Genomic DNA, 15,817 nt, shown 5'->3' with positions numbered 1-15,817 from the left:
CGACATGAGCGAGTTTTTTCAAGCCAACGTCGAAGTCATCCAGCAGCGCTGGCCGGCGCTGTTCGAGCGTCTGATGGCCGAGGACAGTGCATCGGTGCAAGCCGAGCTGACGCAAGGGCTGGGCTCGACGCTGAGCGTGGCCGGGATTCAGCTCACCAGTCGTCATGATCGCGACCACGAAGCACGCATCCAGGCCGCCAGCCTGCCGCAGGACAAACCACGCTTACACGTTTACGGCACCGGGCTCGGCGACCTGCCGACGGTGTTGCTGGAGCGTGCCGGGCTTGAGCGTTTGTATGTGCACATCCTCAATGGCGCGTTGTTCGCGCTGGTGCTGCAACTGATCGATCAGCGCCAATGGCTGCAAGACTCGCGAGTGGAGTTGCTTTACGCCGGGGATATGGCGGACATCTGCACGCCGTTTTTTGCCCTGCCTGCCGAGATGCTGCTGGCCGATGACTTCAACGCGAAGATCCGTGATCGGCTGGTCAGCGAAGTGCATCTGAGTTTCAACAACCGCGAATTCGATCCGCAGTTGCCGTTCATCAAGCAGCGTTTGCAGGACTGTTTGCCGGTGCTGCTGGGCGATGATGATGCGGCACAGTTGTTTGGCACCTGCGCCGGGCGTGAAATCTATGTGATCGGCACCGGTCCGACACTGGAAAGTCAATTTGCGCGGCTGGCGGCAGTGCGTGCCCGTGCCGAGCGTCCGTTGTTCATTTGTGTCGATACCGCCTACCGGCCACTGCGCGAACACGGGATCGTGCCTGACATCGTGGTGAGCATCGATCAGCGCATCAGCTTCCGGCATCTGCCGTGCGAAGAGTCTGGCGGCATAACGCTGGTGTATTTGCCGATGAGCGATCCTGCGGTGTTGCAGGCCTGGAAAGGCAAGCGTTATGGAGGCTACTCGGCCAGCCCGGTCTATGCCGAGTTGCGTGAGCAGTATCCGCGAGCGCAATTGCACGTCGGCGGCAGCGTGATTCATCCGGCCACTGATCTGGCGGTAAAAATGGGGGCAGCGCGTATCACGCTATTCGGCGCCGATTTCGCCTTCCCGATGAACAAGACTCACGCTGGCTGGGACGATGGCGAGTTGGGTCCCGGCGTGAGCCAGGCCCGGCACTGGGTGCTGGACGGCAACGGCCAGCGGGTCGCCACGCAACTTAACTTCCGAGGCTATTTGTGTGTGCTCGAGCGTTACATCGCCAGTCAGCCACAGGTCGAGTTCTTTAACAGCAGTCGGGCGGGGGCGCTGATCGTCGGGACGCGTTTCAATCAGGAGTTCGTGCAATGACCACGATTGATAAGTGCATGGACGAATGCCGCGAGTGCGCCGGGTTGTTTCGGCTTGGGCGTGATGTCGAGGCTGCGCTGGAGATGGTCGAGGTATTTGAGGGTGCGCAACAGTCATTGTTGTCGGCATCGGCAGATGTTCAGCAATCCTGGGCGGCGGTGCTGACACAAATGCTCGCGTGTCAGGAGCGTCAGGACTGGCTGGGTCTTGCCGACTTCATGGAATTCGAGTTGATCGAACTGCTGCAAAATGCACGATTGTGAAAATCGCGACAGCACTGGCCTGCGGCTTTGCGCCGAGGTCGGTTTTATGACGTCATTTTTTCGCAGGTGAGGGTGGGCTAAGCCCTTGTTTTCTCGGGGGTGGCAGGGTGATGGCAAATTTTTTTCAAAAAGCCCTCAAGCAACCTGCCAACCCGACGATAACTATTACGAAGGTTCTCTAGGCCATACCCGGCGGTTGCCAGGGCCGGAAGCCGCAGTACCCAACCAACGAGGAATTCGTCATGGCTTTAACAGTAAACACCAACACTACGTCGTTGAACGTTCAGAAAAACCTGAACCGCGCTTCCGACGCTCTGTCGACTTCGATGCAACGCCTGTCTTCCGGCCTGAAAATCAACAGCGCTAAAGACGACGCCGCTGGCCTGCAGATCTCGAACCGTATGTCTTCGCAGATCCGTGGTAACACCCAAGCCATCCAGAACGCCAACGACGGTATCTCCGTTGCTCAGACCGCTGAAGGCGCTCTGCAAGCTACTACCGACATTCTGCAGCGTATGCGTGAACTGGCTGTTAAAGCACGTAACGGTACCAACGGCACTGCTGACCAGACCGCTACCAACTCTGAATTCGCTCAGATGTCCGACGAGATCACCCGTATCTCGGCTTCGACCAACCTGAACGGCAAAAACCTGCTGGACGGTTCGGCTGGTACTGTGACCCTGCAAGTGGGCGCAAACACCGGTTCGGCTAACCACATCGACCTGGTACTGAGCTCCAAGTTCGACGCCGTCAGCCTGTCGGTTGGTAGCGGTACTCTGTCCCTGACCGGTGCTACCGTTACTGGCGCTGCTCAGAACATCGACAACGCGATCACTGCAATCGACGCCGCTATCGCTGCAATCGGTGCAACTCGTGCCAGCCTGGGTGCTTCGCAAAACCGTCTGACCAGCACCATCTCCAACCTGCAGAACATCACTGAAAACACCACCGCTGCTCAGGGTCGTGTACAGGACACCGACTTCGCCGCAGAAACTGCTAACCTGACCAAGCAGCAAACTCTGCAGCAAGCTTCGACTTCCGTACTGGCTCAAGCCAACCAACTGCCTTCCGCTGTACTGAAGCTGCTTCAGTAATTTCGGAATAAGTTCAGGCGGGGGAGTGCGCTGGTCGCGCTCTCTCGCCTTTTTACGTTATGGAGGTGATGGACATGGACATGAGCGTAAAGCTTAGCGTCTCGTATCCGGCTCCCAAGCCAGTAACGCCAGTTGCTGACAAGCCGCCAGAGAAGCCTGAAGTTACCAAGGTTGACGCTCCGGTCGCTGACAAGAGTCAGGATACGGACGATACCAAGTTGAAACTGGCAGTGCAGGAGATCGAAAAGTTTGTACAGTCGATCAAGCGCAATCTGGAGTTCTCGATTGATGAACACTCCGGAAAAGTCATCGTCAAGGTGATCGCAAGCGAGACGGGTGAAGTCGTTCGACAGATTCCTTCCGCCGAAGCCATCAAATTGGCAGAAAGCTTGAACAATGCCAGCCACTTGTTGTTCAACGTAAAAGTCTGATAGCTGGCATGAATAGTGTTTGTACGTTCTTATAGACGCTTGTAACGGTCAAAAGAATGGCAACAACCTGAAGGGAGACTCAGCATGGCAAGTCCAATTTTACCGGGTTCGGGCCTGGGTTCCGGCCTGGATATCGGCGCGATCGTGACTGCTCTGGTCAACGCCGACAAGTCGGCGAAGCAAACGCAGATCGATACGCAGACGAAAACCAACTCGCTGAAGATTTCCGGTGTTGGTTCGTTGAAAAGCGCTCTGGCGGCTTATCAGAAGGCGATGACTGACCTGAACAGCGCTACCAGCCCGGCATTCGCCGGTTTTACTGCGACCTCGGATTCTCCGAATGTTCTCGGTGCAACCTCCGACAAAACTGCTGTACCCGGTACTTACAGTGTTGTCGTGAAGAACCTGGCCACCGGCTCGAAAATAGCCAGTGCTGCATTTGCCGGCGGCGCCGCCAGTGCCATTCCGAGTGGTACTCTGAAAATCAGTCAGAATGGCATTGATTACAATGTCGCGATTCCGGCCAATGCCACCTTGCAAAGCACTCGGGATGCCATCAACACCGCTCAGGCGAGCAACGGTATTTCCGCGAACATCGTGACCGACGCCACTGGCGCATCGCGTCTGGTGTTGAGTTCGAGCAAGACCGGCGCCGGCATGGACATGCAGGTCAGCGGTATCGCGGGTCTGGAAATCGACGGTACCCAGAAAATGGGCGGCTCTCCCGTTGCAGGGGCATCTGGCGCTGTGGGTGATCTGGCTTTGGATGCGAACCTGACCATCGACGGTCTCGCCGTGACCAGCAAGACCAACACGGTGACTGGTGCAATCAGTGGCATGACGCTGAAGCTTTCGACAGCGAGCCCAACCGACGCCATTGGTAAGCCAATAGCTGCGACCGTTGCCGTTGCGACCAACACCGCTGGCATTCAGACGTCTTTGCAGTCGTTCATCGATTCCTATAACACCCTGAAAAAAACCGTCGACACCTTGTCCAAGGCTACGCCGGACGCGGATGGCAATCTGACTGTTTCAGCGGCGTTTACCGGTGATTCGCTGCCACGCTCGCTGATGGCTGACGTGCGTGCGCAGTTGACCGATAACGGCGCTGGCGGGCAATTGGCAGTGCTGTCGCAGATGGGTGTTCTCACTGACAACAAGACCGGTTTGCTGACGCTCGACACCGCAGTGTTCAACAAGCGTATGGAAACTCCCGGCATGGCCGGTCAGGTTCAACAGCTGTTCAGCGGTACCGACGCCAAAAACGGCCTGTTGGCACGCATGACTGCTGCAGTCGATCCGTACGTCAAGACGGGCGGCTTGCTCGATCAGCGCAGTTCCAACCTGACGAACCTGTCGACAAGCCTGCAAAAGCAGCAGACTGCTCTGGACTTGCACGTCACCAGCCTCACGGCGACGTTGACCGCCAAGTACAACGCCATGGACCTGTTGGTCGGGCAAATGAAAGCGACGGCGAGCAACATTACGTCGTTCTTCAGCTCGCTGAACGCTCAGCAATCCGCGAAGTAGTAATGCAATAGCGACAAAAACCCGGCTACGCTTCATCGGCGTGCGCCGGGTTTTTGTCTTTTGGTCTAAAGTTTCTGACTCGCTTGGCGATACACTGGTTATACGAGTCATTGTGGCAACGAGGTAGAACATGAACCCAATGTTAGCCCTTCGGCAATATCAGAAGGTCGGCGCTCACGCTCAGACGTCCGAAGCGAGCCCGCACCGCCTGGTACAGATGCTGATGGAAGGCGGCCTGGCCCGCATCGCTCAGGCCAAAGGTGCCATCGAGCGCAAGGACATTCCTGGCAAATGCACATCGATCAGCAAGGCGATTGGTATTGTCAGTGGTCTGCGTGAAGGTCTGGATCTGGAAAACAGCGCGGATACGCTGGCCGATCTGGATGGGCTATACATCTACATGATGAAGCGTCTCGCCGAGGCGAACATCAACAGCGACCCGCGCATTCTTGATGAGGTTGCCGGCTTGCTGAGCACGGTAAAAGAAGGCTGGGATGCCATCGCCCCCGTGCCTGCTCCGCAGTTTTAAGGAGATCCACCATGAGTCTTGTATTGCAGCGAATCGCAGATACCCGGATGGCGTTGGTCAGTGCCCTGGCCGAGCGTAACTGGGAAACTATTGGCGAGCTGGATCTGGCTTGCCGTTCCTGCATGGAAGACGTCATGAGCGAGGCCTCGCTGGACGAGGCGGCGTTGCGCGAGAATCTTGAGGAATTGCTGCACGTCTACAAGCAATTGCTTGATGCGGCCATGGGTGAGCGTCAGGCGATAGCCAACGAGATGTCGCAGATCACCAATGCGCAGAAGGCGGCAAAGGTTTACCATCTGTTTGGTTAATTAATCCCCGGTTAATCCAGAGATGTGCGCCATAAATTTGACTGTGCACGGTTTTTTGACTTAACTAGTGGCTGTTTTCAGATTTCAGGCGTCTACAGGCACATAGTGTCCTGCAAGCGTCTCGCTTGCCCCATTTTTCGGGCATTGAGTTGACTAGGGAAGTTGCTATTGCATGTGGCGTGAAACCAAAATTCTGCTGATCGATGACGATAGCGTCCGCCGCCGCGACTTGGCGGTGATCTTGAATTTTCTCGGCGAAGAAAATTTACCCTGCGGCAGCCATGACTGGCAGCAGGCTGTCGGCTCTTTGTCATCAAGTCGTGAAGTCATTTGCGTGCTGATCGGGACGGTTAACGCTCCTGGTGCGCTATTGGGCTTGTTAAAGACACTCTCAACCTGGGATGAGTTCCTTCCGGTTTTGTTGATGGGCGATAATTCTTCCGTCGACTTGCCAGAAGACCAGCGCCGCCGAGTGCTTTCGACCCTCGAAATGCCGCCCAGCTACAGCAAATTGCTCGACTCGCTGCACCGCGCCCAGGTCTATCGCGAAATGTATGACCAGGCCCGCGAGCGCGGCCGTCATCGCGAGCCCAATCTATTCCGCAGCCTCGTCGGCACCAGTCGTGCGATTCAGCACGTGCGCCAGATGATGCAGCAAGTGGCCGACACCGACGCCAGCGTGCTGATCCTCGGCGAGTCCGGCACTGGCAAGGAAGTGGTTGCGCGTAACCTGCATTACCATTCCAAGCGTCGTGACGCGCCGTTCGTTCCGGTCAACTGCGGGGCGATCCCGGCCGAGTTGCTGGAAAGCGAATTGTTCGGCCACGAGAAGGGCGCCTTCACTGGCGCAATCACCAGTCGTGCCGGGCGTTTTGAGCTGGCCAACGGCGGTACGCTGTTCCTCGACGAAATCGGCGACATGCCGCTGCCGATGCAGGTCAAGCTGCTACGCGTGTTGCAGGAGCGCACCTTCGAGCGCGTGGGCAGCAACAAGACCCAGAGCGTCGACGTACGCATCATCGCTGCGACGCACAAGAATCTCGAAAGCATGATCGAGATCGGCACCTTCCGCGAAGACCTCTACTATCGCCTGAACGTGTTCCCGATCGAGATGGCGCCGCTGCGTGAGCGCGTCGAAGACATCCCGTTGCTGATGAACGAACTGATCTCGCGCATGGAACACGAGAAACGCGGTTCGATCCGTTTCAACTCGGCTGCGATCATGTCGCTATGCCGTCACGCCTGGCCGGGCAACGTCCGCGAGCTGGCCAACCTGGTGGAGCGCATGGCGATCATGCATCCGTACGGGGTGATCGGCGTGGTCGAGTTGCCGAAGAAATTCCGCTACGTCGACGACGAAGACGAGCAGATGGTCGACAGCTTGCGCAGCGATCTGGAGGAGCGGGTGGCGATCAATGGCCACACCCCGGACTTCACCGCCAACGCCATGTTGCCGCCGGAAGGCCTGGACTTGAAGGACTACCTCGGTGGTCTGGAGCAGGGCCTGATCCAGCAGGCGCTGGACGATGCCAATGGCATTGTGGCGCGTGCCGCTGAACGCCTGCGCATTCGTCGAACCACACTGGTCGAGAAGATGCGCAAATACGGCATGAGCCGGCGCGAAGGTGATGAACAGGCGGATGATTGACGCCTGTTTTTCAACCTCTTCATTTATAAGCAGTTTTTTTTAGGCACGGGTATTGCTACATCCCTCGCAACGTTCCGTTTCACTGACGGTCAGCCAAGCGAGAGAGCACAATGCCCCAAGCCTCCCAGATGTCCTCTGCCTCCAGTCCCGAGGGGCAACCTTCGTCCGTAGAGCAGGCAAGCCGTCAGGGTCTTGAGCAGGCGTTCGCGCTGTTCAATCAGATGTCGAGCCAATTGACTGACTCCTACAGCATGCTTGAAGCGCGGGTCACCGAGCTCAAGGGCGAACTGGCCGTGGTCAGCGCCCAGCGCATGCAGGAGCTGGCGGAAAAAGAACGTCTGGCCAATCGTCTGCAGAACCTCCTCGACCTGTTGCCTGGTGGCGTCATCGTGATCGACGGTCACGGCATCGTCCGCGAAGCCAACCCCACTGCCTGCGAGTTGCTCGGCCTGCCGCTGGAGGGCGAGTTGTGGCGCCACGTGATTGCCCGTTGCTTCGCTCCGCGTGAAGACGATGGTCACGAGGTTTCCTTGACTACCGGCCGACGCCTGTCGATTGCAACTCGCTCGCTCGATGCCGAGCCGGGGCAACTGGTGTTGCTCAACGATTTGACTGAAACCCGACATCTGCAAGATCAGCTGGCGCGCCACGAGCGCTTGTCGTCGCTGGGGCGCATGGTGGCCTCGCTGGCTCACCAGATTCGTACGCCGCTGTCGGCAGCGTTGCTATACGCCAGTCATTTGACTGAGCAGGAATTGCCGGTCGCCACTCAACAGCGTTTTGCCGGTCGCCTCAAGGAACGCCTGCACGAACTGGAACATCAGGTGCGTGACATGCTGGTGTTCGCCCGTGGCGAGCTGCCGCTGACCGACCGCATCACCCCGAATGCCTTGATGCAGTCGCTGCAAGCGGCTGCGTTGACCCATGTGCAGGATCTGCCAATTCGCTGGCAGTGCGACAGCCATGCTGGCGAGTTGCTGTGCAACCGCGACACGCTGGTCGGAGCGATTCTGAATTTGATCGAAAACGCGATTCAGGCCAGTAACGGTGACGTGCGCCTGAAAGTGCATTGCTATACCCGCGACAACAGTCTGCGGTTGTGTGTCAGCGATAGCGGTAGCGGCATTGATCCGACCGTACTGACGCGTCTCGGCGAGCCATTTTTCACCACCAAAGTCACCGGTACCGGCCTTGGCCTGACCGTGGTCAAAGCCGTGGCCCGGGCACATCAGGGAGAATTGCAGCTGCGCTCGCGAGTCGGGCGCGGTACGTGCGCGCAGGTCATCCTGCCGCTGTTTTCTGCTGTACAGGGAGCTGAGTGAAAGACATGGGCATCAAGGTTTTGCTGGTCGAGGATGACCGCTCGTTGCGCGAAGCGCTGGCCGACACGTTGCTGCTGGCCGGTCACGATTTCCGTGCCGTCGGTTCGGCGGAAGAGGCGTTGACGGCGGTCGAGCGCGAAGCGTTCAGTCTGGTGGTCAGCGACGTCAACATGCCAGGCATGGATGGTCACCAATTGCTCGCGCTGCTGCGCTCACGACAGCCGCAATTGCCGGTGTTGCTGATGACTGCGCATGGCGCGGTCGAGCGTGCTGTCGATGCGATGCGCCAGGGCGCCGCCGATTATCTGGTCAAGCCATTCGAACCCAAAGCTCTGCTGGATCTGGTGGCCCGACATGCGCTTGGCAGCATCAGTGCCAGTGAAAGCGAAGGCCCGATAGCGGTCGAGCCTGCCAGTGCCCAGTTGCTTGAGCTGGCCGCGCGGGTTGCGCGCAGTGATTCCACGGTATTGATCTCCGGCGAGTCCGGCACCGGTAAAGAAGTGCTGGCACGCTACATTCACCAGCAATCGCACCGTTTCAGCCAGCCGTTCATTGCGATCAACTGCGCGGCAATCCCCGACAACATGCTTGAAGCGACGCTTTTCGGTCACGAGAAGGGTTCGTTCACCGGCGCCATCGCGGCGCAGGCAGGCAAGTTCGAACAGGCGGATGGCGGCACTATTTTGCTCGACGAAATCTCTGAAATGCCTCTTGGCCTGCAAGCCAAGCTGTTGCGCGTGTTGCAGGAGCGCGAAGTCGAGCGCGTGGGTGCGCGCAAGCCGATCACTCTGGACATTCGCGTAGTCGCCACCACCAACCGCGATCTGGCGGGAGAAGTGGCGGCGGGGCGTTTCCGTGAGGATCTTTTTTACCGATTGTCGGTTTTTCCGCTCGCCTGGCGTCCACTTCGTGAGCGTACCGCCGATATCCTGCCGCTGGCCGAGCGGTTGCTGGCCAAGCACGTCAATAAAATGAAGCATGCGGCGGCGAAGCTTTCGCCTGACGCGCAACAGTGCCTGACGAATTATCCATGGCCGGGCAACGTGCGTGAGCTGGATAACGCGATACAGCGCGCATTGATCTTGCAGCAGGGCGGTTTGATTCAGCCGCAGGATTTCTGTCTGACCGGTGCGGTGACCTTTACCGCTGCGCCTGTCGCTGCATCCGTGCAACCACTGGTGCGTGAGGTCGAAGTCGAGGCCGAATCCGCCGGGGCGCTGGGCGATGACCTGCGCCGCCGCGAGTTCCAGATGATCATCGACACCCTGCGCACCGAGCGCGGACGACGCAAGGAAGCAGCGGAAAAGCTAGGCATCAGCCCGCGGACCTTGCGCTACAAACTGGCGCAGATGCGGGATGCCGGAATGGACGTCGAAGGCTATCTGTTCGCCACCTGATTTACCGCGCCAAAGTTTGCAAACGCTTTTCTGAAAGGCTGCCCGATAGCTGGCACCCTTGTTGCTAACACCTGTGTACCCGCCGAGTGAGTGTCAAAAAATTGCGGGCCGCCCAAGAGAGTAGATCATGAGCCAAGGTATTGAATTCAATCGGTTGATCATGGACATGAACGCCATGAAAATAGACGCCATGTCTGCGCCGAAATCGACCGCCGTCGTGCCTGAAATGGCCGGCAACAGCTTTTCCGACATGCTCGGTCAGGCCATCAACAAAGTGAGCGATACCCAACAGGCGTCGACTCAATTGGCCAACGCATTTGAAATCGGTAAAAGCGGCGTCGATCTGACTGACGTGATGATTTCCTCTCAGAAAGCCAGCGTTTCGTTCCAGGCATTGACCCAGGTGCGTAACAAGCTGGTTCAGGCGTATCAAGACATCATGCAGATGCCGGTTTAAGGACGAGATTGAGTCATGGCAGAAGCAGTCGCCGATAACGTTCCGGCCAAGGCCACCCCGATAGACGGCAAACCGCCGCTCTTCGGCCTGTCCTTCCTGGAAAACCTCTCCGAGATGACCATGCTGCGTCAGGTGGGCCTGTTGGTCGGCCTTGCTGCGAGCGTGGCGATTGGCTTTGCCGTGGTGTTGTGGTCACAGCAACCGGACTACCGGCCTCTGTACGGCAGCCTTGCCGGTATGGACGCCAAGCAGGTCATGGAAACCCTGGCCGCCGCCGATATCCCTTACAACGTCGAACCGAATTCCGGCGCCTTGCTGGTCAAGGCTGATGACCTGTCCCGTGCGCGGATGAAACTCGCTGCTGCTGGTGTCACTCCCAGCGACGGCAACATCGGTTTCGAAATCCTCGACAAGGAACAAGGTCTGGGCACCAGCCAGTTCATGGAAGCGACGCGTTATCGTCGCGGCCTCGAAGGTGAACTGGCGCGGACCATTTCCAGCCTGAACAACGTCAAGGGTGCCCGCGTGCATCTGGCGATTCCGAAAAGTTCGGTGTTCGTGCGTGACGAACGCAAGCCAAGCGCTTCGGTGCTGGTCGAGTTGTATTCCGGTCGTTCGCTGGAACCAGGTCAGGTGATTGCCATCATCAATCTGGTGGCGACGTCCGTTCCCGAGCTGAGCAAATCGCAGATCACCGTCGTCGACCAGAAGGGCACGCTGCTCTCTGATCAGGCGGAAAACTCCGAAATGACCATGGCCGGCAAGCAGTTCGATTACAGCCGCCGCATGGAAAGCATGCTCACCCAGCGTGTACACAACATTCTGCAACCGGTATTGGGCAACGATCGCTACAAGGCTGAAGTGTCAGCCGATATCGATTTCAACGCCGTCGAGTCCACCGCCGAACAGTTCAACCCGGATCAACCGGCGTTGCGTAGCGAGCAGTCGGTCAACGAGCAACGTACCGCCAGCAATGGCCCGCAAGGTGTGCCGGGTGCCCTGAGCAACCAGCCGCCAGCGCCAGCCTCGGCACCGCAAACCACCGCGGGTGCCGCAGCGCCTGCCGGGATGATTCAGCCAGGTCAGCCACTGGTTGATGCCAACGGTCAGCAGATCATGGACCCGGCCACCGGCCAGCCAATGCTCGCGCCGTACCCGGCAGACAAGCGTCAACAATCCACCAAGAACTTCGAACTCGACCGTTCCATCAGCCACACCAAACAGCAGCAGGGTCGCCTGAATCGTCTGTCGGTGTCGGTCGTGGTCGATGATCAGGTCAAGGTCAACGCAGCCAACGGTGAAACCACCCGCGCCCCGTGGAGCGCCGACGAATTGGCGCGCTTCACCCGTCTGGTGCAGGACGCCGTCGGTTTCGACGCCAGCCGTGGCGACAGCGTCAGCGTAATCAACATGCCGTTCTCCGCCGAGCGCGGGGAAGTGATCGCCGATATTCCGTTCTATTCCACTCCGTGGTTCTGGGACATCGTCAAACAAGTGCTGGGTGTGTTGTTCATCCTGGTGCTGGTGTTCGGCGTGTTGCGTCCGGTGCTCAACAACATCACCGGCGGCGGTAAAGGTAAGGAACTCGCCGGGCTCGGCAGCGATGTCGAACTCGGTGGCATGGGCGGCCTGGATGGCGAGTTGGGTAACGACCGTGTAAGTCTCGGTGGTCCGCAGAGCATTCTGCTGCCAAGCCCGAGCGAGGGTTATGACGCTCAATTGAACGCAATCAAGAGCCTGGTGGCCGAAGATCCGGGTCGCGTGGCCCAGGTCGTGAAAGAGTGGATTAACGCAGATGAGTGATAACCGAGCCGCTACCGTCAAACTCAACAAGGTCGACAAAGCCGCGATTCTGCTGCTGTCCCTTGGTTCGACCGACGCTGCGCAAGTGCTGCGCCACATGGGCCCGAAAGAGGTCCAGCGGGTCGGCGTGGCCATGGCGCAGATGGGCAATGTCCATCGCGAGCAGGTCGAGCAGGTCATGAGCGAATTCGTCGACATCGTCGGCGACCAGACCAGTCTGGGCGTCGGTTCCGACGACTACGTGCGCAAAATGCTCACCCAGGCACTGGGCGAAGACAAGGCCAACGGCCTGATCGACCGCATCCTGCTCGGTGGCAACACCAGCGGCCTCGACAGCCTGAAATGGATGGAACCGCGCGCCGTTGCCGACGTGATCCGCTACGAACACCCGCAGATCCAGGCGATCGTGGTGGCGTACCTCGATCCGGATCAGGCCGGTGAAGTGCTGGGCAACTTCGACCACAAGGTGCGTCTGGACATCATCCTGCGCGTCTCGTCGTTGAACACCGTGCAGCCAGCCGCGCTGAAAGAGCTGAACCAGATTCTCGAGAAGCAGTTCTCCGGCAACTCGAATGCCTCGCGCACCACCCTGGGTGGCATCAAGCGTGCGGCAGACATCATGAACTTCCTCGACAGTTCGATCGAAGGCCAGCTAATGGATTCGATCCGCGAAGTCGACGAAGACCTGTCCGGTCAGATCGAAGACCTCATGTTCGTGTTCAACAACCTGGCCGATGTCGACGACCGCGGAATCCAGGCACTGTTGCGCGAAGTGTCTTCCGACGTGCTGGTGCTGGCCCTCAAGGGTTCGGACGAAGGCGTCAAAGAAAAGATCTTCAAGAACATGTCCAAACGTGCCGCCGAACTGTTGCGCGACGACCTCGAGGCCAAAGGCCCGGTGCGCGTCAGCGACGTCGAAACTGCGCAGAAGGAAATCCTCACCATCGCCCGCCGTATGGCCGAAGCCGGAGAAATCGTGCTCGGTGGCAAGGGCGGCGAGGAAATGATCTAAGCCCATGGACAAGCATGACGAGTCTGTGACGGATCTGATCCGCGCCCGGGATGTCCGTGGCTTCGATACCTGGACAATGCCCAGCTTCGATCCGCCGAAACCTGAACCCGAACCGGAGCCCGAACCCGAGCCGCCGGAGATGGAGGAAGTGCCGCTGGAGGAAGTCCAGCCACTGACTCTGGAAGAACTCGAAAGCATCCGTCAGGAGGCTTACAACGAGGGTTTCGGCATTGGCGAGAAAGAAGGTTTTCACAGCGCCACGCTCAAGGTGCGTCAGGAGGCGGAAGTCGCTCTGTCGGCGAAAATCGCCAGCCTTGAGCAGCTGATGAGCAACTTGTTCGAGCCTATCGCCGAGCAGGACACGCAGATCGAGAAGTCGCTGGTCGACCTCGTGCAACACATCACCAAACAAGTGATCAAGCGCGAACTGGCCATCGATTCGAGCCAGATCGAACACGTCATGCGCGACGCGCTCAAGCTGTTGCCGCTGGGCGTGGAGAACGTGCGCCTGTACGTCAATCCGCAGGACTTCGAACAAGCCAAAGCCTTGCGCGAACGCCATGAAGAAACCTGGCGCATCGTCGAAGACGAAGCCCTGTTGCCGGGCGGTTGCCGGGTTGAAACCGAGCACAGCCGCATCGATGCGAGCATCGAATCGCGCGTCAGTCAGGTCATGGCCAAGCTGTTCGATCAGTTGCACGAACAGGCCTTGCACCCGGCTGCGCCGGATCTGACGCTCGACCTGCCGGAAACACCAAAGCCTGAACCCATCGCTGAAGAGCCGCTCGCGGACGCCCCCGATGCGCCTTGAACGCACCAGTTTCGCCAAACGCCTGGGTAAATATGCCGAGGCTGTCGAGATTGCCGGGGCGCCGATTCTGGAAGGCCGCCTGCTGCGCATGGTCGGCCTGACCCTCGAAGCCGAAGGTCTGCGCGCTGCCATGGGCACGCGCTGTATGGTGATCAATGACGACAGCTATCACCCGTCGCAGGTTGAAGCGGAAGTCATGGGGTTCTCCGGCAGCAAAGTCTTTCTGATGCCGGTCGGCAGTGTCGCCGGCATCGCCCCCGGCGCCCGCGTGGTGCCGCTGGCCGATACCGGTCGCTTGCCGATGGGCATGAGCATGCTCGGTCGTGTCCTTGACGGTGCCGGTCGTGCGCTGGACGGCAAGGGCGGGATGAAAGCCGAAGACTGGGTGCCGATGGACGGCCCGACGATCAACCCGCTCAACCGTGACCCGATCAGCGAACCGCTGGACGTGGGCATCCGTTGCATCAACGGTTTGTTGACGGTCGGTCGTGGTCAGCGTCTTGGTCTGTTCGCCGGTACTGGTGTCGGTAAGTCGGTACTGTTGGGCATGATGACCCGCTTCACCGAGGCCGACATCATCGTCGTTGGCCTGATCGGTGAGCGGGGTCGCGAAGTCAAGGAGTTCATCGAGCACATCCTCGGTGAAGAAGGCCTCAAGCGTTCGGTGGTGGTTGCATCCCCTGCGGACGACGCGCCACTGATGCGTCTGCGCGCGGCGATGTACTGCACGCGGATCGCCGAGTATTTTCGCGACAAGGGCAAGAACGTTCTGTTGCTGATGGATTCGCTGACCCGTTTTGCTCAGGCGCAGCGGGAAATCGCTCTGGCAATTGGCGAACCGCCGGCCACCAAAGGCTACCCGCCGTCAGTGTTCGCCAAGTTGCCAAAACTGGTGGAGCGCGCCGGTAATGCGGAGAAGGGCGGTGGTTCGATCACCGCGTTCTACACCGTACTGTCCGAAGGCGATGACCAGCAGGACCCGATTGCCGACTCGGCGCGAGGCGTGCTCGACGGGCACATCGTATTGTCGCGGCGTCTGGCCGAGGAAGGGCATTATCCGGCCATCGATATCGAAGCCTCGATCAGCCGGGTGATGCCGGCGGTGGTCTCGCCAGAGCACATGCAGCGCGCCCAGTATTTCAAGCAATTGTGGTCGCGCTATCAACAGAGCCGCGACTTGATCAGTGTCGGCGCTTACGTCGCCGGTGGTGACCGCGAGACTGATCTGGCGATTTCCCTGCAAGCGCAACTGGTCAGGTACCAGCGGCAGGGCTTGAACGACAAAATCAACATGGGCGAAAGCCAGGCCTATCTGGAAACCCTGTTAGCCCCTGTGACGGGCGGGTAATCGCTCATGGCCGTCAGCCGAGCCGCGCGTCTGGCGCCGGTGGTGGACATGGCCGAAAAGGCCGAGAAAACCGCCGTGCAGCGTCTGGGTTACTTTCAGGGCCATGTGAAAGTGGCTGAAAGCAAACTCGCCGACCTTGATGCCTTTCGTCTGGATTATCAGGAGCAGTGGGTCATGCGCGGCCGCGACGGCGTGTCCGGGCAATGGCTGTTGGGTTATCACGGGTTTCTTGCGCAACTCGACACCGCCATCGATCAGCAGCGTCAAAGCCTGGCCTGGCACCAGAAAAATCTGGATAACGCCCGCGATGCCTGGCAGCAGGCGTTCGCCAAGGTCGAAGGGTTGCGCAAACTGGTGCAGCGCTACCGCGAAGAGGCGCAACGCCTCGAAGACAAGCGCGAGCAGAAGTTGCTGGATGAGTTGTCGCAGCGATTACCCCGGCAAAATCCGTTTTAAAGCGTCTACATATCCTCTGTGGGAGCGAGCTTGCTCGCGAAGGCGTCGTGTCAGTCAGCACCTCATTCAACTGACCTATAGCATTCGCGAGCAAGCTCGCTCCCACTGGCT

The 15,817-nt window shown here is 59.0% G+C and carries 16 protein-coding genes; all 16 read left to right on the top strand.

Features of this window, described 5'->3' with window-relative positions:
- Positions 1-4: 4 nt before the first annotated feature.
- Positions 5-1,297 (top strand): motility associated factor glycosyltransferase family protein, encoded by a 1,293-nt coding sequence (locus tag ACTWLJ_RS28040; RefSeq protein ID WP_445179303.1) that lies wholly within the window; start codon positions 5-7, stop codon positions 1,295-1,297.
- Entirely contained in the window at positions 1,294-1,560 is a 267-nt protein-coding gene (locus ACTWLJ_RS28035; RefSeq protein WP_445179302.1) for a hypothetical protein, read from the top strand. Before ACTWLJ_RS28040 ends, ACTWLJ_RS28035 begins: the two co-directional genes overlap by 4 nt.
- Positions 1,561-1,802: 242 nt before the next feature.
- Positions 1,803-2,654 carry a flagellin domain-containing protein gene (locus ACTWLJ_RS28030; protein WP_445179301.1) on the top strand — a complete coding sequence of 284 codons (852 nt, stop codon included), beginning with the start codon at positions 1,803-1,805 and terminating at the stop codon, positions 2,652-2,654.
- 74 nt (positions 2,655-2,728) lie between these two features.
- Entirely contained in the window at positions 2,729-3,085 is a 357-nt protein-coding gene (locus tag ACTWLJ_RS28025) for a flagellar protein FlaG (RefSeq protein WP_445179300.1), read from the top strand.
- 84 nt (positions 3,086-3,169) lie between these two features.
- Positions 3,170-4,615: a flagellar filament capping protein FliD gene (gene fliD, locus ACTWLJ_RS28020; RefSeq protein ID WP_445179299.1), complete on the top strand. Its 1,446-nt coding sequence runs from the start codon at positions 3,170-3,172 to the stop codon at positions 4,613-4,615.
- 130 nt (positions 4,616-4,745) lie between these two features.
- A complete protein-coding gene (fliS, locus tag ACTWLJ_RS28015; RefSeq protein ID WP_445179298.1) occupies positions 4,746-5,144 on the top strand; it encodes a flagellar export chaperone FliS in 399 nt (132 codons plus the stop codon).
- 11 nt (positions 5,145-5,155) lie between these two features.
- Positions 5,156-5,452, top strand: coding sequence for a flagellar protein FliT (fliT, locus tag ACTWLJ_RS28010; RefSeq protein WP_445179297.1), 297 nt, complete (start codon positions 5,156-5,158; stop codon positions 5,450-5,452).
- A 172-nt stretch (positions 5,453-5,624) separates the two neighbouring features.
- On the top strand, positions 5,625-7,100 hold the full coding sequence (locus ACTWLJ_RS28005) for a sigma-54 dependent transcriptional regulator (protein ID WP_445179296.1): 1,476 nt from the start codon (positions 5,625-5,627) through the stop codon (positions 7,098-7,100).
- A gap of 110 nt (positions 7,101-7,210) precedes the next feature.
- The gene (locus ACTWLJ_RS28000) at positions 7,211-8,422 is read left to right on the top strand and encodes a sensor histidine kinase (protein ID WP_445179295.1); all 1,212 of its coding nucleotides are present in this window, start codon (positions 7,211-7,213) and stop codon (positions 8,420-8,422) included.
- Positions 8,423-8,427: 5 nt separating this feature from the next.
- Entirely contained in the window at positions 8,428-9,819 is a 1,392-nt protein-coding gene (locus tag ACTWLJ_RS27995; protein WP_445179294.1) for a sigma-54-dependent transcriptional regulator, read from the top strand.
- A 175-nt stretch (positions 9,820-9,994) separates the two neighbouring features.
- Positions 9,995-10,276 (top strand): flagellar hook-basal body complex protein FliE, encoded by a 282-nt coding sequence (gene fliE, locus ACTWLJ_RS27990; RefSeq protein ID WP_445181432.1) that lies wholly within the window; start codon positions 9,995-9,997, stop codon positions 10,274-10,276.
- A 15-nt stretch (positions 10,277-10,291) separates the two neighbouring features.
- Positions 10,292-12,079, top strand: coding sequence for a flagellar basal-body MS-ring/collar protein FliF (gene fliF / locus ACTWLJ_RS27985; protein ID WP_401209733.1), 1,788 nt, complete (start codon positions 10,292-10,294; stop codon positions 12,077-12,079).
- Positions 12,072-13,091, top strand: coding sequence for a flagellar motor switch protein FliG (fliG, locus tag ACTWLJ_RS27980; RefSeq protein WP_007920042.1), 1,020 nt, complete (start codon positions 12,072-12,074; stop codon positions 13,089-13,091). The genes fliF and fliG overlap by 8 nt, the downstream gene beginning before the upstream one ends.
- Before the next feature lie 4 nt (positions 13,092-13,095).
- Complete coding sequence (gene fliH / locus ACTWLJ_RS27975) at positions 13,096-13,902, top strand: flagellar assembly protein FliH (RefSeq protein ID WP_445179293.1); 807 nt, start codon at positions 13,096-13,098, stop codon at positions 13,900-13,902.
- Entirely contained in the window at positions 13,892-15,250 is a 1,359-nt protein-coding gene (gene fliI / locus ACTWLJ_RS27970; RefSeq protein WP_401209727.1) for a flagellar protein export ATPase FliI, read from the top strand. The genes fliH and fliI overlap by 11 nt, the downstream gene beginning before the upstream one ends.
- A gap of 6 nt (positions 15,251-15,256) precedes the next feature.
- Positions 15,257-15,706 carry a flagellar export protein FliJ gene (gene fliJ, locus ACTWLJ_RS27965; RefSeq protein ID WP_445179292.1) on the top strand — a complete coding sequence of 150 codons (450 nt, stop codon included), beginning with the start codon at positions 15,257-15,259 and terminating at the stop codon, positions 15,704-15,706.
- Positions 15,707-15,817 lie beyond the last annotated feature (111 nt).

Source organism: Pseudomonas sp. McL0111 (assembly GCF_052567255.1).
Note: the sequence above shows the minus strand (reverse complement) of the source record. Positions and strands in the feature narration are given on the sequence as shown.